The sequence below is a fragment of the Sphingomonas sp. BK036 genome (genome assembly GCF_004216825.1).
GTDB lineage: Bacteria > Pseudomonadota > Alphaproteobacteria > Sphingomonadales > Sphingomonadaceae > Sphingomonas.
Genome location: NZ_SGXR01000005.1, coordinates 416,897 through 440,676 on the forward strand (window position 1 = coordinate 416,897; position 23,780 = coordinate 440,676).

General features: G+C 66.0%; 10 protein-coding genes. 7 read left to right on the forward strand and 3 right to left on the reverse strand.

The features are described from left to right. The first annotated feature begins 158 nt into the window (after positions 1–158). Genes EV283_RS12115 through EV283_RS12125 form a run of 3 tightly spaced genes read left to right on the forward strand, consistent with a single transcriptional unit; the run spans position 159 to position 12,253 of the window. Positions 159–4,661 carry a MupA/Atu3671 family FMN-dependent luciferase-like monooxygenase gene (locus EV283_RS12115; RefSeq protein WP_207223120.1) on the forward strand — a complete coding sequence of 1,501 codons (4,503 nt, stop codon included), beginning with the start codon at positions 159–161 and terminating at the stop codon, positions 4,659–4,661. 3 nt (positions 4,662–4,664) lie between these two features. After that, the gene (locus EV283_RS12120) at positions 4,665–11,168 is read left to right on the forward strand and encodes a type I polyketide synthase (RefSeq protein ID WP_130325668.1); all 6,504 of its coding nucleotides are present in this window, start codon (positions 4,665–4,667) and stop codon (positions 11,166–11,168) included. Next, positions 11,165–12,253 (forward strand): glycosyltransferase family 2 protein, encoded by a 1,089-nt coding sequence (locus EV283_RS12125; RefSeq protein ID WP_242615937.1) that lies wholly within the window; start codon positions 11,165–11,167, stop codon positions 12,251–12,253. Before EV283_RS12120 ends, EV283_RS12125 begins: the two co-directional genes overlap by 4 nt. A gap of 31 nt (positions 12,254–12,284) precedes the next feature. Here EV283_RS12125 and EV283_RS12130 read toward each other — a convergent pair whose 3' ends face one another. Then, entirely contained in the window at positions 12,285–13,670 is a 1,386-nt protein-coding gene (locus EV283_RS12130; RefSeq protein WP_165391774.1) for an exopolysaccharide biosynthesis polyprenyl glycosylphosphotransferase, read from the reverse strand. Positions 13,671–13,933: 263 nt separating this feature from the next. On the opposite strand from EV283_RS12130, the gene EV283_RS12135 reads away from it, so the two are divergent. The 4 genes from EV283_RS12135 to EV283_RS12150 all read left to right on the forward strand — a co-directional run bounded on the left by EV283_RS12135 (position 13,934) and on the right by EV283_RS12150 (position 19,273). Beyond that, complete coding sequence (locus tag EV283_RS12135) at positions 13,934–14,152, forward strand: helix-turn-helix domain-containing protein (protein ID WP_082445211.1); 219 nt, start codon at positions 13,934–13,936, stop codon at positions 14,150–14,152. 149 nt (positions 14,153–14,301) lie between these two features. Next, positions 14,302–14,688, forward strand: a complete 387-nt coding sequence (locus EV283_RS12140) for a helix-turn-helix transcriptional regulator (RefSeq protein WP_242615938.1) — start codon at positions 14,302–14,304, stop codon at positions 14,686–14,688. A gap of 248 nt (positions 14,689–14,936) precedes the next feature. Then, positions 14,937–17,465, forward strand: a complete 2,529-nt coding sequence (locus EV283_RS12145; RefSeq protein ID WP_130325672.1) for an exo 1,3/1,4-beta-D-glucan glucohydrolase — start codon at positions 14,937–14,939, stop codon at positions 17,463–17,465. Further along, positions 17,453–19,273 carry a glycoside hydrolase family 9 protein gene (locus tag EV283_RS12150; protein ID WP_130325674.1) on the forward strand — a complete coding sequence of 607 codons (1,821 nt, stop codon included), beginning with the start codon at positions 17,453–17,455 and terminating at the stop codon, positions 19,271–19,273. Before EV283_RS12145 ends, EV283_RS12150 begins: the two co-directional genes overlap by 13 nt. On the opposite strand, the gene EV283_RS12155 is transcribed toward EV283_RS12150, so the two are convergent. Then, complete coding sequence (locus tag EV283_RS12155; protein WP_130325676.1) at positions 19,270–20,286, reverse strand: cupin-like domain-containing protein; 1,017 nt, start codon at positions 20,284–20,286, stop codon at positions 19,270–19,272. The two genes, EV283_RS12150 and EV283_RS12155, sit on opposite strands and share 4 nt — an antisense overlap. Positions 20,287–20,325: 39 nt before the next feature. Beyond that, positions 20,326–23,709: a TonB-dependent receptor gene (locus tag EV283_RS12160; protein ID WP_165391775.1), complete on the reverse strand. Its 3,384-nt coding sequence runs from the start codon at positions 23,707–23,709 to the stop codon at positions 20,326–20,328. Positions 23,710–23,780 lie beyond the last annotated feature (71 nt).

A 23,780-nucleotide genomic window follows, 5' to 3' on the forward strand; every position in this document is an offset into this window, starting at 1 on the left:
TCGTAGGAGACGAGTCGCTGCTGATAGAATGCGGGCGAACGCTGCTGCGCCGCCGCTGGGGCATCGCCGCCGTGGTTTCGAGTAGCCCGGCGGTCAGCGCATGGGCGAGAGCAAACGATCTGCCTCTATGCGCCGATCCTGCAACGCTGCTGCACAGGATGGGGAAAACCCGCGTCGACTATCTGTTCAGCATCGCCAATCTCGTCGTTCTTCCGCAGGCCGTGCTCGACCTGTGCCGGATCGCGGCGATCAACTATCATGACGGTCCGCTGCCGACCTATGCCGGTCTCAACACGCCGGTCTGGGCCTTGCTCAACGGGGAAACGTCGCACGGCGTGAGCTGGCATATCATGACCGCGGGGATCGACCGCGGCGCCATTCTCCGGGAAAGTGCGATCCCGATCGAAGACCATGACAGCGCCTTCACGCTCAACAGCAAATGTTTCGCAGCAGGCGTGGAGAGTTTCGAGGCTCTGCTCGACGATGTGGCGATCGGCGAGATCAAGCCGGTTCCGCAGTCCGCAGGAAAGCGGACCTATTACGGGCGAAGCGCGCGCATCCCAGCAGCAGGACTAATCCGCTGGAACCGCGCTGCGATCCAGATCGCACGCCTCGTCCGCGCACTGGACTTCGGAACGCATGCGAATCCGCTCGTGACGGCCCGCGCGGTCATTGATGGCGAGACGCTCATCATCCTCTCCGCCACGCCGACCGGCGCGACCTCCACCTCGCCGCCCGGCACGATCGTGCGCATCGAGACTGGTCGCATCCTTGTGGCGACAACTACCGTCGACCTGGCCATCGAACGGCTGGCCGACCGGACGCGGTGCAGTCTGGACCTGCCCGTGGCCGTCGAACGCTTCGGCCTGGCGGAAGGGCGACGGTTCGATGTCCTCGACGATGCCGCCGCCGCCGAGTTGGGCAGGCTGGATGCCGCGATGGCACCGCATGAGGGGTTTTGGCGAGCCCGTCTCGCCGCCGTTGTCGGCTTCGATCTATCGCCGGTCGGAGTCGGGTCGCCGCGTCCCCCCAACGCGGCGCCGGTCGCGCTCGATCGTCGTCTTCCGGCGACGGGCGCGGCCGCACCCCGCACCGCCCAGGTCGCAGCCGCGCTATGCTTCTTCGCGCGTCTTTGCGACCGCAGCGATATCGTGCTGGGCTATGCCAATCCGGTCCTGATGGCGCAGATCGATAGCGGCCACGGTCAATGCGCAAGACAGGTGCCGCTCGCCGTACCCATCGCCTTCGACGGGTCCTTCGACGACATGTGCGCGGCCACCGGCGCGGACATCCGCGAGTTGCACCGCCATATCGGGTTCCTGACCGATCTGGTCGCCCGCGCGCCCGAATTGCGCGCGCCGTCGGGCATGCGCGCGCGCGACGTCATGCCGGTCGCCGTCGTCGAGGTTGATACGCTGGACGATGCACGCCCCCTCGATGGAACGCAGCTCATGCTGGCGTTCGAGTCCTCGGGCAACGCCTGTCGCTGGCTCTACGATGCGACGTACTTCAGCGCCGACGCGATCGCGACGATGCATGATCGCTTCGCCGGACTGCTCGCCGCCGCGCTTGCCAAATCGGAGGGTCCTGTTTCGCAGCTGCCCCTGCTGACGGCAGAGGAGCGGCAACGCGTGTTGTTCGACTGGAACGCGACCGCGACGCCAGTGGCGGACGATCGCTGCCTGCACGACCTGATCGTCGAACAGGCGCTGCGCACGCCCGACGCGATCGCGCTCGTCTGTCGCGACGAAATGCTGAGCTATCATGCGCTCGACGCGCAATCGAACCAGCTCGCACGTTATCTTGTCGAGCGCGGTGTCGCGCCGGGCGTTCTCGTCGGCCTCTTCATGGAGCGGTCTCTCGCGCTCGTCGTCGCGCTGCTGGCCATCCACAAGGCGGGTGGCGCCTATGTGCCGCTCGATCCTGCCTATCCGGCGGATCGGATCGCTTACATGATCGAAGACGCGCGCATGCCGGTCGTCCTGTGCACCGGGCATGTGCGCGACCAGCTTCCGGCTATCGTCGCGATCGCGATCGACCTGGACGCGGTCGCACCCGAGGTCGCAGTGCAGAGCGATACCCCCCTCGCCCCCCGCGCTGCGCCAAGCGATCTTGCCTATGTCATCTACACGTCGGGCTCGACCGGCCGACCCAAGGGCGTGATGGTTGAGCACCGGAACGTCGTCAATTTCTGCGCCGGTATCGATGCCGGCATCGGCGCTCCGGGTACGTTGCTCGCGGTCACGAGTCTGAGCTTCGACATCTCCGTCCTCGAACTCTGCTGGACATTGACGCGGGGCTTCACGGTCGTGATCCAGGCCGGCGATTCCGCGGACGCCATGTCCGTGGCGCCACCGCGTCAGCGCCCGATGGATTTCAGCCTGTTTTATTTCTCCAGCGCGGCGAACGACGCCAAGCTGGGAAAATACCGGCTGCTGCTCGAAGGCGCCAAGTTCGCCGACACGCACGGCTTTGCGGCGGTATGGACCCCGGAAAGGCATTTCCACGCGTTCGGCGGACTCTATCCCAACCCTGCCGTGACCAGCGCGGCGATCGCCGCGGTGACCGAGCATGTCCAGATCCGCGCGGGCAGCGTCGTCTTGCCTTTGCATCATCCGGTACGCGTCGCCGAGGACTGGGCGATGGTCGACAATCTGTCGAACGGGCGCGTCGGCATCTCGTTCGCCGCTGGCTGGCAACCCGATGATTTCGTGCTCCGGCCCGAAAGTTTCGCCGACGCCAAACAAGTGATGCTCCGCGAGATCGATATCGTCCGCCGCCTGTGGCGCGGCGAGACGGTCGCGTTCGACGGCGCGCTCGGCAAGCCCGTGGCCGTCGGCACGCAGCCGCGCCCGATCCAGCCCGAATTGCCCTTCTGGCTGACCGCCGCCGGCAACATCGAGACCTTCGTGGCGGCGGGCACGATGGGCGCGAACCTGCTGACGCATCTGCTCGGCCAGACCGTCGAGGAACTCGTCGAGAAGATCGCGGCGTATCGCCATGCCAGGGCAGCCGCCGGGTATCCCGGAACCGGCCATGTCTCGCTGATGCTGCACAGTTTCGTTGGCCCCGATGCCGACGCCGTACGCGAAACGGTGCGCGAGCCTCTCATCGCCTATCTGCGCAGTTCGGCGAGTCTCATCAAGCAATATGCCTGGTCGTTCCCCGCCTTCAAGCGTCGCCCGGGGATGGTGCAGGCGAACGACATCGATCTCGCCGAGCTCGGCGAGGACGAGCTCACCTCGGTCCTCGAGCATGCATTCGAACGTTATTATGCCGACGCCGGGCTGTTCGGAACGCCGGCGACCTGCGCCGCCATGGTCGCGCGCGTGGCACAGGCCGGCGTGGACGAGATCGCCTGCCTGATCGATTTCGGCATTGCCCTGGAGGTCGTGCTCGACCACCTCCCCTGGCTCGATCGCGTCCGTAGCGCCGCAGCGACCGACCAAGCGCGCGACGACACGATCGCAGGCCTGATCCGCCGCCACGGAGTCACCCATCTCCAATGCACGCCGTCGATGGCGCGGATGATGCTCGACAGCGGAGTCGCCGCGGCAGCGTTTGCCGGCTTGCGCCACGTGATGATCGGCGGCGAAGCGTTCGCTCCGACGCTGGCGCGCGATCTTGGCGCGGTGACGACTGCGCGGATCACCAACATGTATGGTCCCACGGAAACCACGATCTGGTCGGCGACCGACGGCGTCATTCCAGGCAACGAAGACGCATTGCGACTTGGCCGGCCACTCGCCAATCAGGAGATATATATTCTCGATTCCCGCGGCGCACCGGTGCCGCCGGGGATGCCGGGTGAGATCGTCATCGCCGGCCGTGGCGTCGCCCGCGGCTATCTTCACCGTCCTGAACTGACTGCCGAACGGTTCGTCCCCCACCCCTTGTGCAAGTGCGAGCGCGCCTATCGTACCGGCGATCTCGGCCGCCACGAGCCGGACGGCCGGATCGCGTTCCTCGGCAGGCTCGACCATCAGGTCAAGGTGCGCGGCCATCGGATCGAACTCGGCGAGATCGAGAGCGCCCTCGCCGATCAGGGTGAGGTCGCCCAGGCGCTCGTCGTGGCGCGCGAGGACGGTCCGGGCGACGTACGGCTCTGTGCGTATATCCTTCCGCGGCCCGGGCAGACGGCAGACGTGGCCGCGCTGCGTGAACGCCTCCGCGCGCGACTCCCGGAGTTCATGGTGCCCTCGCACATCACCCTGCTCGACAGCTTTCCGCAAACGCCCAATGGCAAGGTCGATCGCAAGGCACTGCCGGCGCCGGCTAGCGTGAACGAAGACGTGCCCGCCCCGACGGCGGTACCGTTCGCGGCTCCCGCGGACGGAAGCGAAGCCCGGGTGGCGGCGATCTGGCGCGACATCCTCAGGCTGCCACGAGTAGGGGCAAGCGACAATTTCTTCGATCTCGGCGGCCATTCGCTGCTCGCCGTCCAGTTGCATCGCCGCCTGCGCACGGAGATGGCACCGACGCTATCGATCACCGACGTCTTCCGGTTTCCCACGGTCGCCAGCCTGTGCGCGCATATCGACGGCGTCACCCCAAAGGACTCGGCGCTGGACCGGGTACAGGACCGTGCACTCCGGCGCCTGGCGGCACTGGGCCGACGCCAACCGCCGGTCGCGCGCGTTCTGATGAACGGGGAGGAATAGCCGGTGTCACCCGACCATCACGGTTTTCATGCCCCCGCGACCGCGCTCGCGACCGACATCGCGATCGTCGGCATGGCAGGTCGGTTTCCCGGCGCGCCCGACCTCGCAAGCTTCTGGCGCAACTTGCGCGAGGGCGTTGAGTCGGTCACGCCCTACAGCGACGCGGATCTTCTCGCAGCCGGCGTTCCCAAGCACCTGCTCGACGATCCGGACTATGTGCGGGTGGGGGCACCACTCGCCGACATGGAATTGTTCGATGCCGCGCTGTTCGGACTCACGCCGCGGGAAGCCGCGATCATGGATCCGCAGCATCGCCATTTCCTCGAATGCGCGTGGGAGGCGATCGAGAATGCCGGATACGACACCAGCCGCTTTCTGGGGCCCATCGGCGTCTTCGCCGGTTCGGGGCACAATGCGTACCTGCCCTACAATCTGCTGAGCAACCCCGATCTGGTCCGCTCGACGGGCATGTTCATGTTGCGGCATACCGGCAACGACAAGGATTTCCTTACGACCAGGCTGTCCTATCTCCTCAACCTCAAGGGCCCCAGCGTCGCCGTGCAGACCGCCTGCTCGTCGTCGCTGGTCGCAATCCATCTTGCGGCCCAAAGCCTACTCGCGCTCGAATGTGACATGGCACTGGCCGGGGGCGTCACGATCGAACTGCCCCATCGCCACGGCTATATGCATGAAGACGGCGGCGTGACGTCCCGCGACGGCCATTGCCGGCCGTTCGACCGGGACGCGAGCGGCACGGTGTTCGGCAGTGGTGTCGGCATGGTCGTGCTGCGCCGGTTGAGCGACGCGATCGAGAGCGGCGACCACATCCATGCCGTCATCAAGGGGTCGGCGATCAACAATGACGGCTCGGGCAAGGTCGGATATTTCGCGCCGAGCGTCGACGGCCAGGCGCACGCGATCATGGAGGCGCTGACGATCTCGGGGGTCGCGCCCGACACGATCAGCTATGTCGAAGCGCATGGCACGGGTACACCCGTCGGCGATCCGATCGAGGTCGCGGCGTTGACCATGGCATTCCGGTCCGGGACCGCCGACACCAGTTTTTGCGCGATCGGCTCGCTCAAGGGCAATGTCGGGCATCTGGATACGGCCGCTGGCGTCGCCGGCGTCATCAAGGTGGCACTAGCACTGAGCGAGGCCGAATTGCCGCCATCGATCAACTATTCCGCGCCGAACGACGCCTGCGGCTTGGACGACGGTCCGTTCTACGTGGCAAGCGCGCTGCGCCCCTGGACCGGAACCACGCAGAACCCGCTCCGCGCCGGTGTGAGCTCGCTGGGTGTTGGCGGCACGAACGCGCATCTCATCATGGAACAAGCGCCGCCACGCCGCGTGGCACCGCCGGTGGATCGCCCCCAGCTGCTCGTGCTTTCAGCGGCGAGCGAAACTGCGCTCGACAAAGCTGCGGAGGCGCTTGCCGACCATCTCGCGCTGCATCCCGAGCAGGATCTCGGCAGCGTTGCCTACACGCTGGACGTTGGCCGCAAGCGTCTCCCCTATCGGCGCTCGTTTGTTGCGACGACGCGCGAAGCCGCGATCGCAGCGCTTGGTGGATCGAACGGCGCCAGGCCGCATGCACCGCAGGGGCCGGCGAGCGCACGCAGCATCGCGTTCATGTTTGCCGGCGGCGGGGCGCAGCATCCGAACATGGGCCTGGGCCTCTACCGCAGCGAGGCCGTGTTCCGCGATGCAGTGTGCCAGTGTCTCGATCTCCTGGGCGGCCAGCAGGGATCGGACCTTCGCACCGCGCTCTATCCGCCGCCCGGCCGGGAAGCCGAGGCCGCCGCGGCGCTTGAGCGACCATCGATCGGCCTGCCCGCTCTCTTCGTCATCCAATATGCGCAGGCGAAACTATGGCAGTCCTGGGGCGTCGTTCCGGCCGGGATGATCGGTCACAGCATGGGCGAATATGTGGTCGCCGATCTGGCCGGCGTCTTCACGCTCGGCGATGCGCTCCGGCTCGTGCAGCGCCGCGGCCAGTTGTTCGAACGGCTGCCGCCCGGTGCGATGCTGAGCGTACCGCTCAGTGTCGATGACCTCGCGCCGCATCTGCCACCGGTCGTCTCGATAGCGGCCATCAACGGCGAACGCGCAACCGTCGTCTCGGGCCCGGTCGAAGCGATTACCCAGCTCCGCCTGCGGTTGCTCGAGATCGAGACGCCAAGCTCGCTGTTGCGGATCAACGTCGCGGCCCATTCGGCGATGCTCGAACCGATGCTGCCGGCATTTGCGGAATTCCTCGCCACGATCCGGCTTCACGCCCCCAAACTCGCCTTCGTCTCGAGCCTGACGGGCCGCTGGGTTACCGCCGATCAGGTGCAGGACCCAGCCTATTGGGTTCGCCACCTGCGCGAACCGGTCCGCTTCCATGCCGGACTTGCCTGCCTGCTCGACGGTAACGATCACGTGCTGCTGGAGGTCGGCCCCGGACGGGTTCTGGTCAGCCACGCGTTGCAGCACCCCAGCCGCGCGAAGACGACCGCCGTGATACCGTCGTCGCGCCACGTTGATGACCCGGTCGACGACATGGTGCAGATGCTCGACGCGCTGGGGCGGTTATGGGCTGCCGGCGCACCGGTCGACCTCGACTGCCTCCATGCCAACACCGCGCGCCTGCGCGTCCCGCTGCCGACCTACCGTTTCGATCATGTCAGGCATTGGATCGAGCCTGGCCGCGGCGCCGCCGTCGCCGAGGCTGGCGACCCGCAGCAGCGCAGAAACGATATCGCGGACTGGTTCTACTGCCCGTCATGGATCAAGACACAGCCCGCGCCGGACGCCGATAGCAGCCACACGACCCTGATCTTCGCCGACCGCTGCAAACTCGGGACCCGTTTGGCAGAGGCCGCCCGCCTGCGCGGCAACGCGGTCGTCGTGGTGCACGCCGGTCGCAGCTTCGCGCGTCTCAGCGATGACGAATATCGCATTCGCTGCGACGTGCCCGAGGATTACGCCCGCCTGATTGCCTCGCTGGCAACCGACGGCAAACTGCCCGACCACATCTATCATCTCTGGTCCGTCACGGGTGCGCAAGCCGACCGCGACCCCATAAAGTCCGTCGATACGACGCTGGCGCTGGGGTTCTACAGCCTGCTCTACCTTGCGCAGGCGATCGGCGCGGACGATGCGTCGCACTCAATCGACCTAGTGGTCGTATCGGACGGCATGCAGCGCGTCTGTGACGAACAGGCCCCCTCGCCGACCAAGGCCACACTGCTCGGACCCTGCCGGGTCATCCCACGCGAATTGCCCAATATCCGCGCGCGCTCGGTCGACGTCTGCCTGCCTAGCAGTGGCTCGACCAGCGAGGCATGGCTGATCGACGCGCTGCTGGCCGAACCCAATGCCGAGGATCATGCCGAGACGGTGGCGCTGCGCCACCGCGAGCGCTGGGTACAGCAGTTCGCGCCCGTTCGCCCGTCTCGCCGTGACAAGGCGCCACCGCGGATCAAGCCGGGCGGCACCTATGTCATCACCGGTGGCCTGGGCGAAATCGGGCTGGCGCTTGGACAGCACCTCGCCGCTACCGCCGAGACGCAGATCGCGCTCGTCACGCGGCGGTCGTTGCCACCACGCGAGCTTTGGCCTGCAATGCTCGCGGATCGCACTCGCGATGCCCGAGACGTGCGGTGCGTGCGCCAGATCCTGGCGATGGAACAGTCGGGCAGCCGCGTTCTGCTCGTCACCGCCGACGTTGCCGACCGCCGCGCCATGCAAAGGGCGATCCGCGACGTACGTGCTGCCTTCGGTCCGATCCACGGCGTCTTTCACGCAGCCGGCATCCTCGACGACGGGCTGATCCAGCTGAAGGACGCCACCGGGGCGGCGCGCGTGCTGGCGCCCAAGGTACACGGCACGCTTTCGCTGCACGCCGCGCTCGCCAAGGACACGCCCGACTTCATCATGCTGTTCTCCTCGGTCAGCGCATCGCTCGGTGCCGCGGGACAGGTCGATTATGCCGGCGCAAACGCGTTTCTCGATGCCTTTGCCCAGGCCGAGGCGCTCAAGGATACCGGGATCGTCGTAGCGGTCGACTGGTCGCAATGGCAGGATATCGGCATGGCCGCGGCGCTCGCGCGTGGCGGCCTGTCGATCGATCTCATCGGCGACGGTGCCGGCACGGCGTCTGATTACCCGCTACTCGACACGCGCCTTAGCAGCCCCCGTGAATATCGGTTTGCGACCCGGTTCAACGCCAGGCGTCATTGGCTGCTCGACGAACACCGCGTACTCGGCGACGGCAAGGCGCTTATCCCCGGCACGGGGTTCATCGAGATCGTTCGCGCTGCCGCCGATACCATCCCGCGCACCAACAATGGCGCGCTGGGGATGCAGGACGTCCTCTTCCTGGAACCGTTTTTCGTCGAGGACGACGCCGATCGCGACCTCCACCTCCATTTCAGTCGCAGCGCCGACGATATCTGGCAGTTCGATCTGACCAGCCAGTCGTCGTCTGGCGCCGCGGTCTCGCATGTTCGCGGGCACCTCAGTCATGCGGCTTTTGCAGACCCCGACCGGCTGGCGATCGCCACGATCCGTGCGCGGTGTCGCGGGCGGGCGGCGATCGTGCCGTCCGCGCACATGAAGTTCGGTCCGCGCTGGTCGAACGTGACCGAGATCGCTGTCGGCCAAAGCGAAGCGCTGCTGACGCTCGTCCTGCCCCCTGCTTTTGCGGCGGACCTCGATACGCCCGGCATCCACCCGGCGCTGCTCGATCTCGCGACCGCGGGCGCGCAGATGATATGTCCCGGTCTCGATCCGGCCCGCGATTTCTTCGTGCCGGCCTCCTATGCGCAGATCCGCCTATACAGCCCGATGACCGCGACGATGGTCAGCCATGTTCGGCTGCTGCCAGAAGCATCGGGTGTAGACGTTGCGTGCTACGACGTGACGATCAGCGACGTCCACGGCCTCGTCATCGCGGACATACGCGAGTTCACGATGATCCGCGTGCAGGGACGGACAATGGCCGCCCCGGAACCGGCAGTGCCCCTGCGTGCGCCAACATGTCGCGGGAACTCGCCGACCCGCGCTGCCACGCACTCTACTGGCATCCGCACGGATGAGGGTATGGCCGTGATCGACTGCCTGCTGGCGCAGTCGCTGGGCCCGCAGATCGTGGTCGCACCGCAGGACTTCGTCGCGTCGCTTGCCGCCGCGCGGACGCCGTCGCCGGTTTCGCGCGGCGCGGCCCGCGACAGCGGTGAAGCGGGTGATGACGATCCGGGTCGGACGGCAATGACGAAGACCGAAGGCCTGATCGCGGACATGTGGCGCGACATGCTTGGGGTCGACAGGCTGAGCCCGGCTGATCATTTTTTCGATCTGGGCGGGCATTCGCTGCTGGCCGTTCAGTTCATCAACAAGTTGCGCAAGCGGCTCGGCGTTCCGGTCCCCGTTACCGCGCTGATCGAGACGCCGACGCTGGGTGCGCTCGCGGCGCGGTTCGAACCCGCAGCCTCACCCGGCCTGACGGACAATGAGGGATCGGCCATGCGCCCCGCTGGTTTGGGCCGGGACGCGGTGATGATTGCCGGCGGCGGGCGGGCGACACCCTTGTTCCTGATCCATGACGGGCTCGGCGAGATCCTGCTGTATCGTACGCTCGCGACCAGGATCGGCGATGAGAGACCGATATACGGGCTTCAGCCCGAGGTGCACGCCGACGGGAGCTTCATCCATACCGATATCGCGACGATGGCGGCCGCGCATATCGTCAAGATCCGGCAGGTTCAGCCAGTGGGACCCTATCTGCTCGCGGGCTTGTGCGCCGGCGGCGTCATCGCGTTCGAGATGGCCCGCCAGCTCGAGGATCTCGGCGAAGCGGTGTGGTATGTCGGAATCATCGATGCCGCCGATGTCGAGGCGCGCGAGCGGCCCTTCTTCGTGGCCCGGCTGCGCTTCAAGCGGATCGCCGCGATGCTGCGCGTATCCCGCCTTTCCGATCTGGCAACGGTCAGCCGTGAGATATCGGCCAAGGCCTGGCGTTTGCTGCGCTACGAGCATGAGGATTGGCGCCACCGTCGGCGCATGCAGCGCCAGGTGAACGATCTTCGTGCCCCCCCGGGTCGTCCGACGGCTGCGATTGCGGCGGGAACGCCGCGGATCACGTTCCTTGACCTGTACAAGATCGCGCACCGCCAGCACCGCCCGCACGGGTTGCTCCACAACGCGCACGTCGTCCTGTACCGTGCCCAGGCCGGCACCGGCGCTCCCGACGACATGCCCTTCTCCGAGCAGTTCAGCGACTGCGCGCTCGGCTGGGGCGCGCGGGTCGCGGATGGTGTGGAGATACTGACGGTGCCGGGCGGCCATGTCAGCGCGCTGCAGGAACCGAACGTCGCCACGCTGGCGGAGGCGATCCGCGAAGGACTCTATACCGGCCTGTCTCGGGGGCGGTCGCATGCGGTGGTCGCGTCCTCCCCCACGGTGGCCGAGAGTGACGACCAACCCTCCCGCGCATTGGCGGAAATGGTGCAATCGTGAAGGCGGAGGTCGGCGGACTGGCGTCTCAGGCGACCGATCTCGTGGTCGTGATCGTCAACTATCGCACCGGCAAGCTGGTCATCGACTGCCTCGCCAGCCTCGCACCGGAGATCGCCGCGCACCCGGGCGTACGCGTGCTGATCGTCGACAATGCGTCGAACGACGGCTCCGACCTGCTGCTGCAAGACGCACTACGGGACAGAGGCTGGGGCGACTGGGCACGCCTCCATCGATCGGACGTGAACGGCGGTTTCGCCTACGCGAACAATGTCGCTATCGCGCAGATCTTTGCGTCATGCGGCTCCGCAGTATTGCGAAGTCGGGCGCTGATCTGGATGCTCAATCCCGATACACTCGTACGCCCCGGCGCGGTCGGGCACATCCTGCGCTTCATGCAGGCCCATCCCCATGCCGGCGCGATCGGGACTGCCATCGAGGACGCCTCGGGAGACCTGTGGCCCTATGCCTTCCGCTTCCATTCGCTCGCCGGCGAGCTCGAAAATGCGCTGCGCAGCGGTATCGCGACCCGTCTGCTGCGGGATCGGTCCCTTGCGCAGAAAATGGCCAAGCATGCGACGCAGGTCGATTGGGTATCGGGCGCGAGCATGGTCCTGCGCGGTGCGGTGTTCGAAACCACCGGTATGTTCGACGAGGACTATTTTCTCTATTTCGAGGAAACCGATTTCTTCCACAGGGTCGCCCGCGCGGGTTGGGAGCGCTGGTATGTGCCCCAAGCACGCATCCAGCATATCTCGGGACAGAGTACCGGACTGACCGCGCACGACGCCGCACGACGCCGCGTTCCGGCTTATTGGCATCATTCCCGACGCCGGTACCTGGTCAAGAATCACGGGCGCGCCTATGCGGTGGTCACGGACCTCATCACGCTCCTCGGCATCGCGATATGGCGCCTGCGCTGCGTGATACGACGCCGCCCGCACGGTGCGTCACCCTATTTCGTCCGGGACTTTCTACGTTACTCCGCGATCGCGCATCTCGATATCCACGCAAACGCCGCCTTGGCCTCCACGACGACCACCGGTCCGTCTCCGCTGGCCGCAAATCCCGTCGCCCGCTCGATCTGATCCAACGCGGGATAGCGGTATCCCGAAGCCGCTAGACTCCACGCTGGAACGGCACGGTCACGATCGTAAGGAACAAGATCCGTACGTCGAAGGCAAGCGACCAGCGTTCGCAGTAATAAAGGTCATGCTCCAAACGGCGGATCAGCTTCTCGCACGTGTCCGTCTCCCCACGCAGCCCGCAGACTTGCGCCCAACCGGTGATGCCTGGCTTGACCCGGTGCCGGGCATGATAGTCGTGCGTCACCTCGCCAAAGCGCACCCCGCCCGCCCGCGTCGAGGCGGCATGCGGGCGCGGCCCGACGATCGACATTTCGCCGAGCACGACGTTGACGAGTTGGGGCAGCTCGTCGAGGCTCCATCGCCGCAAAAACGCCCCGACACGGGTAACGCGCGGATCGCCGCGCCGCGCCTGTTCGAGCGTCGTGTGGTTGCACGCCCGGACGTGCATGCTGCGGAATTTCCAGATGCGGAAGCTCCTGCAATTATACCCCTCGCGGTCCTGCCGAAAAAAGACGGGCCCGCCCGTCTCGATCCAGATCGCGGCCGCGATGCCGAGCAGCAACGGCGACAAAATTACCAGCAGGGCCAAGGCAACGACGCGGTCCGCCACGCTTTTGGTCGCCGCGGCCAGTCCGGTCAGCGGCGGGTCCGCCACCGTTTCCAACGGCAGATTTCCTAGAAACACGGTCCGGCTGCGCGGCGCGGGATCAAGCCTGGAGACGAGGCGAACGCGCACGGGGGTCTGCGCCAGCAGGTCGAGGACGGTCGCGATCCGTTCTGGCGCAACCTCGGAGAGGATCACGATCACCTGGTCGAGCTGGCCGCGCCTGATCGCGGCGATCAGTTCGGACATTCCCCCCGCACCGGCGTGATCATCCAAGCCGCTGCGCGTCATATCGAGATCGGCATATTGCCCGCAGATCGAAACGGTCAGCCATGGATGCTTTTCCAGATGCTCGTTTATTCGCCGGGTACTGGCGGTCGTGCCGACGACCGCACTGCGCAGATCGAACGCACCTTGCCCCCGCGTCCACCGCGCGAGCGCAACGCCGGCGAACCGCATCACCGGGACGGCGATTCCCCCCAGCATCGCGAACTGCATCGCCCAGCGCGACGGGACGTCGATCGACGCCCGGAGAAGGAAGCCGATGATCGCAACGAACGTGATGACCGACGACCAGATGATCGCCGACCGGATCGCGGCCGCGTATGAAAAGCGATCCTCCGGCCCGAGGCCGCCCAAGCCATGGACCACAACGACATGGAGCATGGTGATGACAAGCGTGGACCGGATCAGGGCCTCTGCCAGAGGAGGCGCGATTGCCCCGTACAGCGCGATCGCCGCCCACCACGCGGCGGCGAGAAGCCCCAAGACTTCGAGTCCGGTCGCCACGATATCGGCGACCGCGCCGGGCACCCTTCTGGACAGCGCCCATCGCGGTCGCGATTGCCTCGCGGCCGTATTGCGAGCGGTCGGCCAGACGGCCTGCACGTCCCCGAGGCTGGGGTGCCGAAGCGCGGTGTTCGGGAAAGACTGTCGCATCTGCCGAATGATGCCAGCGATCCGGGCGAACGATTATCGCCCTAAATCAGCGCGGGAATACCGTACTGCAAAATACGGATATCCAATATGAACCCACATTGACATATAATCCGAGGCCAATACGAGGGGGATAGATTATGGATCCAGTTGATCCCGAGGGGGTCAGTTCCTTGACCGCTCGAGAACTCCATATCCTTCGCCTTACCGCTGCGGGTTTCTCGGCCAAGGAGATCGCCAAACAGTTGCGAATAGCACCGCGGACCGTCGAGCGACATATCGATCACGTCCGTCTCAAGACCCGGACCCGCAACCGTTCGCACATGGTTGCCTTCGCAGTGCGGAACGGATGCGTCTAGCACTGTCAGGGTCAAGCACTAAACATCGGCCTTGTACGTTACGCACAGCCAGTTCACTAAATTAACGATGCATTAATTAAATAAATCAAGGTATGGTTTTGGCAATAGGGGTATGTGACTGATTATACTAACTAAATCATGACCAATCATTGCTGATTCTTGACCTAAAGGCGTATCCAAACACGCCGCGGCGGGGGATCCCGCAATTTTTCAGTTACACCGTAGCGATAAATTGGGGGGACGATATGCAATATGCATCAGCGATTTCACATCTGACCGCGCGCGAAGCGGAAGTGCTCCGCCTCGTCGCTTTGGGCCGCTCCGCCAAGGAGGTCGCCGTCGAACTCAGCATCGCGCCGTGCACCGTAGAGCGGCATATAGAAAATGTCCGGCTCAAGACACGCACCCGGAACAGGGCTCATATGATCGCAGTCGTGATGCGCGATGGCTGGCTGGACGGCGTGCTGAGCTACAGCGCCCCGATCAAGGCGGCAGCTATGCAAACGGACACCAGCCCTTACCGCTCCCCATCATAAACGACGATCCGTCGCAATGATCCGCCGCCTCGCCGTCCTGACTCATCGCTCATGCCGGTGCGCAAGGCCGGCATGGATAACGCGACCCCAGGCGATGCCCCGGATCGACAAAAAGCTATTTGCCTCTATCGACGCACATCGGACGATCTGAGCGGCCGAAAACGCAATTCAATTGCACGTTGTAGCGCTAACCCGGTAGCAGGGCTGCCAAGGCACGGATGATGCCCACCGCCCCGGGGGAGAGTAAGATGTCGGCAGGGTTTTCCACGTTAACGATCGCGCTACTGCTGCAGTCGGCGGCGACGCCGGTAGCGCCACCCACCGCCCCCGTGTCCTCGGTAGCGCATCCGGAGATCTGGCCGACCGCCAATGCCCGCCCCTTGCGCGATCCGAAGGTCGAGGCGCGGATCGAGGCGATCCTGAAACGCATGTCGGTCGCGGACAAGATCGGCCAGCTGATCCAGGTCGACATCGCCAGCATCGAGCCCTCGGACCTGCGTACCTACAAGCTCGGCTCGATCCTCAACGGCGGCAATGCCGGCCCCGGCGGCAACGATCTCGCGCCGCCGATCGAGTGGCTCAAACTCGCCGACCAGTTTTACGACGCGTCGATGGCACGCAGCGACGGCCGCCCGGCGATACCGGTGATCTGGGGCACCGATGCGGTCCACGGTAACAACAACATCCCCGGTGCGACTCTCTTCCCGCACAATATCGGCCTCGGCGCCGCGCGCGACCGCGACCTGATGCGCGAGATCGGCCACGTCACCGCGATCGAGACCGCCGCCGCCGGCATCGACTGGACCTTCGCGCCGACGCTCGCGGTCGTCCGCGACGATCGCTGGGGCCGCACCTATGAGAGCTATTCGGAGGAGCCGCAGATCCAGGCCGACTATGCCGGCGCGGTGATCGAAGGCGTCCAGGGCAAGGTCGGCACGAAGGACTTCCTCGCCCCCGACCACGTGATCGCGACGACCAAGCACTTCCTCGGCGACGGCGGCACCGGAGGCCGCGACCAGGGCGACGCGCGGATCCCCGAAACGACGCTTCGCGACATCCATCTCGGCGGCTATCCCGCGGCGATCGAGGCCGGCACGCAGTCGGTGATGGCCAGCTTCTCGAGCTGGAACGGCGCGAAGATGCACGGCAACAAGAGCTTGCTCACCGGCGTGCTCAAGGACCGCCTCCATTTCGACGGCTTCGTCGTCGGCGACTGGAACGGGCACGGCCAGGTCGACGGCTGCTCGAACGAGAGCTGTGCGGCGGCGATCAACGCCGGGCTCGACATGTTCATGTATTCGGGCAGCGGCTGGAAGACGCTCTACGCCAACACGCTGAAACAGGCGCAGTCGGGCGAGATTCCCGCCGCGCGCCTCGACGACGCGGTCCGCCGCATCCTGCGCGTGAAGATCCGCGCGGGCAGTTTCGATCGCGGCCGCCCGTCGTCGCGCGCGCTCGCAGGCAAGATGACCCTGATCGGTGCGGCGGACCACCGCGCGATCGCCCGGCGCGCCGCGCGCGAGTCGATGGTCCTGCTCAAGAACGAAGGCGGGCTGCTCCCGCTGAAACCCTCGGCCAACATCCTCGTCGCGGGCGGCGGCGCGGACAATATCCCGCAACAGGCCGGCGGCTGGTCGCTCACCTGGCAGGGCGGCGGCACCACCAACGCGGACTTCCCCAACGCGCAGTCGATCTGGTCGGGGATCAGCACCGCGGTCAAAGACGCCGGCGGCACCGCGACGTTGTCGGCGGACGGCCGCTACGCCAAGAAGCCCGATGCGGCGGTCGTCGTGTTCGGCGAACAGCCCTATGCCGAGTTCAAGGGCGACCGTCCGAACCTCGAATACAGCCCCGACGACAAGGCTGACCTCGAACTCCTGCGCAAGCTGAAGGCAGCGGGCGTGCCGGTCGTCGCCGTGTTCCTGTCGGGCCGCCCGCTCTGGGTGAATGCCGAACTCAACGCCTCCGATGCGTTCGTCGCGGCGTTCCTGCCGGGCAGCGAAGGCGGCGGCGTCGCCGATGTCCTGTTCCGCAAGAAAGACGGCAGCGTCGCCAACGACTTCCGCGGCAAGCTGAGCTTCTCCTGGCCCAAGCGCCCCGACCAGTACACGCTCAACCGCTCCGACCCCGGCTACGACCCGCTGTTCGCGTTCGGCTATGGCCTCAGCTACGCCAAGCCGGGCACGGTCCCCAAGCTCGACGAGGCGCGCCCCGCCGGCATGGCCGCGTCGTTCAACGGAACGGTCTTCGGGAAGGGCCGCGTTCCCGAGGGTTGGTCGCTGACGTTGGTCGAGCAGGGCCAGTCGAAGGTCCGCCTGCTCAGTGTCAACGCAACGACCGCGACCAAGCGCCTCACCGCCTCCGCCGTCGACCGCCGCCGCCAGGAGGACGCACGCGCGTTCGTCTGGGCGGGCGGGCCTGCGGACACGCGGATCGAGGCGTCCGGGCCGCTCGACCTGACTCGCGAGAGCAACGGCGAACTGAGCCTCGTCGTCGACGTCCGCGTCGATCGTCCCGCCACCGCGCCGGTCGCGCTCGGCATGGTCAGCAGCGACGGCAAGGCGATCACGGTCCCGATCACCAGGACGCTCGCTACGACCAAGATCGGCGACTGGCAGCAGGTGATCGTGCCGCTGCAGTGCTTCGCCAAGCGCGGCATCGACATGGCGCAGGTCACCGCGCCGTTCGTGATCGCCACCGACGGCACGCTCGGCCTGTCGATCTCCGACGTGAAGATCGACTCCGCGCCCGTATCGATGACCAAATGCGGCGACTGACCCCGCGCCTGCTCGGCATGGCGGCGGTCGCACTGACGACCGCCGCCACGCAAGCCCCGATCCACATCGACCAGGCCGGGTTCGAGACGCGCGGTCCCAAGATCGCGGTCCTGCCATCTGTGCAAACGAACCCGCTCGCATGGACGCTTACCGATGCGCATGGCACCGTCGTCGCGTCGGGCCGGACGATCCCGGCAGGACCGGACGCCGCCTCAGGCGAAAGCGCCCACCGGATCGACTTCGGCGCATTCCGGATGCCCGGTACCGGCTATCACCTCCATGTCGGAGCGACCGCCAGCCACGCCTTCGCGATCGCCGACCGACCGTTCGCGCCGCTCGCGACCGCGGCGATGGCCTTCTTCTATCAACAGCGCAGCGGCGTACCGATCCTCCCCGCCTTCGTTGAACGCAAGGATCTCGCCCGCCCCGCCGGCCACGCCCCCGACATCGCCACCTGCTTTGCCGGGCGCGACCAGAAGGGCGTCCAGTGGCCCGGGTGCGCGTACCGGATCGACGCAACCGGCGGTTGGTACGACGCGGGCGACCACGGCAAATATGTCGTCAACGGGGGCGTCTCGACCTGGACGTTGCTCGATCTGCACGAGCGTCTGGCCGCGCTCGGAGACGCAAACGCGTTCGCCGACGGCCGCCTCGCGCTGCCCGAACGTGCCAACCATGTCGATGACCTGCTCGACGAAGCGCGCGTCGAAGTCACGTTCCTCCTGTCGATGCAGATCCCCGACGCCACGCGCCTTGCGGTCCCGCCCGATGCCGGCATCGCGGGCAAGGCGATCACCCGGTTCGAGACGATCGACGCGAGCGGCCTCGTCCATACCAAGATCGCGGACGAGCACTGGACGACGATTCCGACTGCGCCCGCCGACGATCGCCAGACCCGATTCCTTTACCCGCCGTCGACTGCGGCGACGCTCAACATGGTCGGCGTTGCCGCGCAGTGCGCGCGGATCTGGCGGACGATCGACCCCGCCTTCGCCGCCCGCTGCCTCACCGCGGCACGGCGCGGGTGGGCCGCTGCGCTCCGGTACCCCGCGCTGCTCACCAGTTCGGATTTCACCGGCAGCGGCGGCTATGGCGACCCGGACGTCCGCGACGAATTCACCTTCGCGGCGGCACAGCTCTACGCCACCACGCGCGAGCCAGCGTTCCTCGATCGCCTGCGCGACGACCGCCTCTTCACCGATCCAGGCACGGAGATAAGCTGGGGCTCGTTAAGGCTGGCCGGCGCGCTGACGCTGGCGACGCTGCCGGGCGGCATGCTGCCTGCCGACGATCGCGCCATGCTGCGCACCCGCATCGCTGCGCTCGCTGACGGCTTCGTCGCTGAGGGCAAGCGCAGCGGCTACGGTATTCCGTTCGCCGGGACGAACTATCCCTGGGGCTCGAGCAGTTCGATCCTCAACCGGGCGATCGTACTCGGCGTCGCGTGGCAGATCGACCGCAAACCTGCCTATCGTGACGCCGTGGTGGCCAGTGTCGACTATATCGTCGGCCGCAACCCGCTCGACCGGTCCTACGTCACCGGCATCGGTACGCGTCCGATGCAGTACCCACACCACCGTTTCTGGGCGGCCGCGGCGGACCCGCGCTATCCCGCACCGCCGACCGGCGTCCTGTCCGGCGGCCCCAACTCCGCCGCCGCGCGGGAACCCGGGCCGATGAAGGGGTGTGCGCCGCAAACCTGCTGGATCGACGACTACCGCGCCTTCACCGTCAACGAGGTCGCGATCAACTGGAACGCACCGCTGGTCTGGACGGCCGCGTTCCTCGACGCGACCCGCGCGCGCTAGAGCCGCTCCAGGGTCCGCGCGAGATACCCACGGATCGCGTCCGTCCGTTCCAGCGACGGTTCGCCGAGAACGCCGCGCATCGCCTCCGGCAGATGCGCGGCAGCAGCCTTGGCCTCGTCACCGAACACATATTGATCGAACCACCCCCGCACCGCTGCGCGCTCGCCCTCAGGCAAATCGCGGATCGCCAGGATCGCGTGGATCAGCGCGGGGAATGGCGACGCCGCACCTCCCTGCCCCCACCAGTAATTGACCAGCACGTTGAACCGCCCGAGCGCCTTGACGTCATGCCACCACATCGACGGGATGAAGATCGCGTCGCCCGGCTCCAGCACGGTCACCTGCATCTGCGCGCGCGCGTCCGCAAACCGGGGGTAGCGATCGAGATCGGGGGCTTCGAGATCAACAAGGCTGACCGGCTGGCCGGCGATCGTCACATCGAGCGGACCGACATAGAGATTAGGCCCCTGCTCAGGTGGAAACAGGCAGAACCGCCGCCGCCCCGCGACTACGACCGCGACGTTGCTCGACACGTCGTAATGCGTCGAGACGCGGCTCTCGTTGCCAAGCCATACGCGCGGCACCGCATCGGGCGTTGGTAGCGGCAGGACGTTGGCTTCGGCCCACCCCGGCAGGAATTCACCCGCGGCGGCCGCCCCAGCATAGATCGCAGGCGCACCCGGCACACCCTGCAACGCGATCAACTGGTCGACCAACGTCGGGATCGGGGCCTTAGCGCGCTCGAAATTGAAGCCGCTCAGATCGTCATTGTAGAAGAAACGGCCGCCAACGTCGCGCTGTGCGACCATCACGTCGGCAGAGCGCCCGCCGTCGAACGACACGATATGCTCGCCGATCGCGCGGTTGGATCTTTGCGCGGCACGCACCGCGGGCCAGTGCGCGGCCAATCCGCGCATGACCACGGGCCGGTAACCATGCGCGATTTCGGCTTCGAACCGCGCCGCATCGATCGCGCCGGTCTCGGCGACGGCAAGGCCGGGGATGTCACTCATAGCGTGCGTGTAATCCCCGGCCTTCGGTCCCGCCAGACCTTAGAAGGTCATGCGTGCCGACAGCGTGTACGACCGATCGTTCTTGAAGAAGCTGCGCGGCGCTTCGAGCCCCGCGCCGTTCAGCAGGAAGTTGGTCTTGGTCGTTTCGTCCAGCAGGTTCGATGCGGTCACGCCTAGCTTGAAATGCTCGTTCACCGTCACGAACGCCGAGGCGTCGAGCTGGCCGGTCGGCAGTGCATAGACCGGCAGGAACGGGAAGCAGCAATCGCGGTTCGTCAGCAGGAATTTCGAGCGCCAACTATACGCAACACGCGCATAGAACGGCCCCTTGTCGTAGAAGCCAGCGACGTTGACCGTATGCTTCGACAGGCCCTGCAACGGCAAGTTGTCATAGAGACCGGCGACATCCTGCGGCGGGCGGCTACCGTCCGCAGCGCCATTGGCAGGCACCGGGTTGGGGATCTTGCCGGCCTTCACATAGGTGTAGTTCGCCTGCAGCCCTAGGCCGCCGAGTGCGCCGGGCAGGAAGTCAAAGGTCTGCTGATACGCGATTTCCGCACCCTTGATCCGCGACTTGCCGTCGACATTGGCGGGGCCGCTGACCTGCACGTCGAACGTCTGGCCATTGTTGGTCAGCGTGCGCGTGTAGCCCAGATTGTCGACGATGATGTTCGACAGCGTCTTGTGGAACAGCGTCGCGGTCAGCGAGCCAACCTTCGAGAAATACCACTCGCTGGTAAGGTCGAACTGGAGTGCCTCGACGGGACGCAGGAATGGGTTCCGGGACTGCGCGGCGAACTGGAAGTTGCCGGCCGTGTTGCCACCCGACGTACCGACGCCGACATAGTTGCGCAAATCGCCGAAGTTCGGTCGCGAGATCGCCTTCGATCCGGCCGCACGGAACAGCAAGGTCGGGGTGACCTGAAGCTTCACGTTCGCGCTCGGCAACCAGAAGTTGAACTTCTGCTTGGCGATATCGGGTGTCGACGATCCATTGGCATAAGCGAGGATCGCGGCCTGCTGGGCAGCCGGCACGGTGCAGATGGCGTTGATCGAACCCGATGTCGGCGGCACGTCGCGCTGCGACTGGCAGAACCCGGCCAGCGTTGCCGGATAGGCGCCGCCATTGGGATTGGCAGGCAGATTGTTCGGATCGAAGATCGTGTTCTGCTGCGGGAAGGTGATCGCACCGTCTGAGCTATCCTTGGTTCGTACGAAGCGCACGCCGATATTGCCGGTCAGGCTCATGCCATTGCCGAAATCCTCGACGCCGAAATCGGCCCGGGCATAGGCCGCCATGGTTTGCTCGCGGTTGCGGTACAGCTCGCTCGGCAGGTATGCGCCGTCGATCAACGCGCTGCCATCCGACGTCTTGCGGTCCTCGGCTGGCGTATAGGTACCGCCACCAAGCGTCGTGATCTTGCGCAACAAATCGGTGAACGCATCATGATCGCGCAGGATGTCGTCGGCAACGAACGTCGCGCTCGGCGGCGTGTTGGTCTTCCCGCGGAAGAAGTTGGTGAAATTATGCAGGCTTTGCTCGTCCTGAGCGAGCGCCGCATAGGTCACTGGACCCTTGGCCGACCACGTCTCGGACAGATAGCCCCAGTTGTTGTAGTCGACCGACTTCACCAGCTGCTTGCGATCGGCATAGCGACCACCAACCCGCACGTTGCGCAGGAACGCGGTGTCGCTGACATCGAACTGCGCGTCGCCGCGGAACGCCCACTCATGACCCTTGTTGTCTTGACGGCCATTGAACGCGTCGCGGAAATAGATCGAGTTCGGGTTGGCGAAATAGCTTGTGGTTTCGAACCCAGGCGTGATCGACGTGATCTGCGGAACGCTGCCGCGCAGGTCGATCGCGGTCTGGCTGAACGTCGCGGTATCGAGGATGTCGTCGCGAACCTTGACCTTCGATGTCGCATATTGCCCGTCAAAGTTCAGGTGGAGGCGATCGATCGGCTCGAACTTGATGTTGAGCGACTGATCCTGCGAGATCGACCTCGAGAAGAAGTGCCGGTTGGATTCGGTCGTGAACACACCGTTTGGCGAGAACTGCGACAGCACGCCATAGCCGTTCGGGCCGTTGCCCTGCACCGCGCCGCTGCGCTTGCCCAGAGTCCCGCTCGTGAAGACGCCGTTGTCGTCGTACGTGAAGTCCGATCCGCCGACCGGGAACACCGTGTTGGCATCGCCGTAATAGACGTTCGGCTCGACGGTGTGCTCAAGCCAGTCGTCGGTCGACTCGGCGCGCACGAACTGCGCGGTGATGAGCAGGTTGCCCGACGCGGTCTCGTACTGCGCGGCGCCCGAATAGCCGATGCGCGTCCGATCGAAATCCTGCGTCCGTGAGCCTGCGCCCAGCGGTGCGTACACCACGTTGCGACCCGCGGGCAGCGGGAAGGTATCGAACAGCGTCGACTGGTACGGCGTACCCGCGTTCAGCACGCGACCTTCGCCGGCATCCTGGACGCCGTTGCCGTTTTTGTCGTCGTTGTAGCGTGGCAGCATCGACGAGATGAACACCGAGTCAGATCGGCTGTACAGCTTCTGATAGGTGCCGCTCGCCAGGATGCCGAACCGGCCTGCGCTGCCGAGATCGAACTGCTTGGAGACAAGCCCGACGAACTGCGGCGCACCGCGCTTCTCCAGATCACCAAGGTTCATGCCGGCCGAGAGGAACAACAAGTCCTTCTTCGAATCGAACGGCTTGCGCGTGTTGATGTTGACGGTGCCGGCGATACCGCCCTCGACCAGATCGGCGGTGAGGTTCTTGAAGACCTCGACCGAGCCGACGATCTCCGCCGGAATATCGTTGAAGCCGATCTCGCGACCGCCGCCAGCGGCAAACGCGTCACGGCCATTGAATTCGCCACGGACATAGCTGAGGCCGCGGATCACCACACCTGAACCCTGCGCCGAATAATGCGCCGAGTCGCTGGGGGCGGCGAAGCGGCTGATCGACACGCCCGGCACGCGCTGCAGTGCTTCGTTGACCGAACGGTCGGGCAGCGCACCGATGTCTTCGGCCGTGATCGCGTCGACGACGGTATCGGAGTTACGCTTGATGTTCTGCGCGTTGGCGAGGCTCTGACGGATGCCCGTAACGACGATCTCGCCGCGCTCGGTGTCCGGGGTGGGGTTGCCGGCATCCTGCGCCGCGCCCGACGTGCCGGTCGTGTTGCTCGCTGAACCGGACGCCGTGCCCGCGGTCGCCGAGTCCAGGCTGGCAGAGCCAGACGTCGTGCTGGCGACGCCAGAGCCTGCCGGAGCCGGAACGGCCTGTGGATCGGACGGGGCAGAAGCGGCGACCTGCGCGAAGGCGGACGGCGCCATCACGGCGATCGCGATTATCGAAACGCTCGCGCCAAACAGACGCGTCGCGCGGGCGATCGCCCGCGATGATGCAACACCAGCCATGATACTTCCCCAAACATCCTCAGCACGATCGCCGCTGCTCATCGAGCAGACGGTCTTGTCGCGCTTCCCCA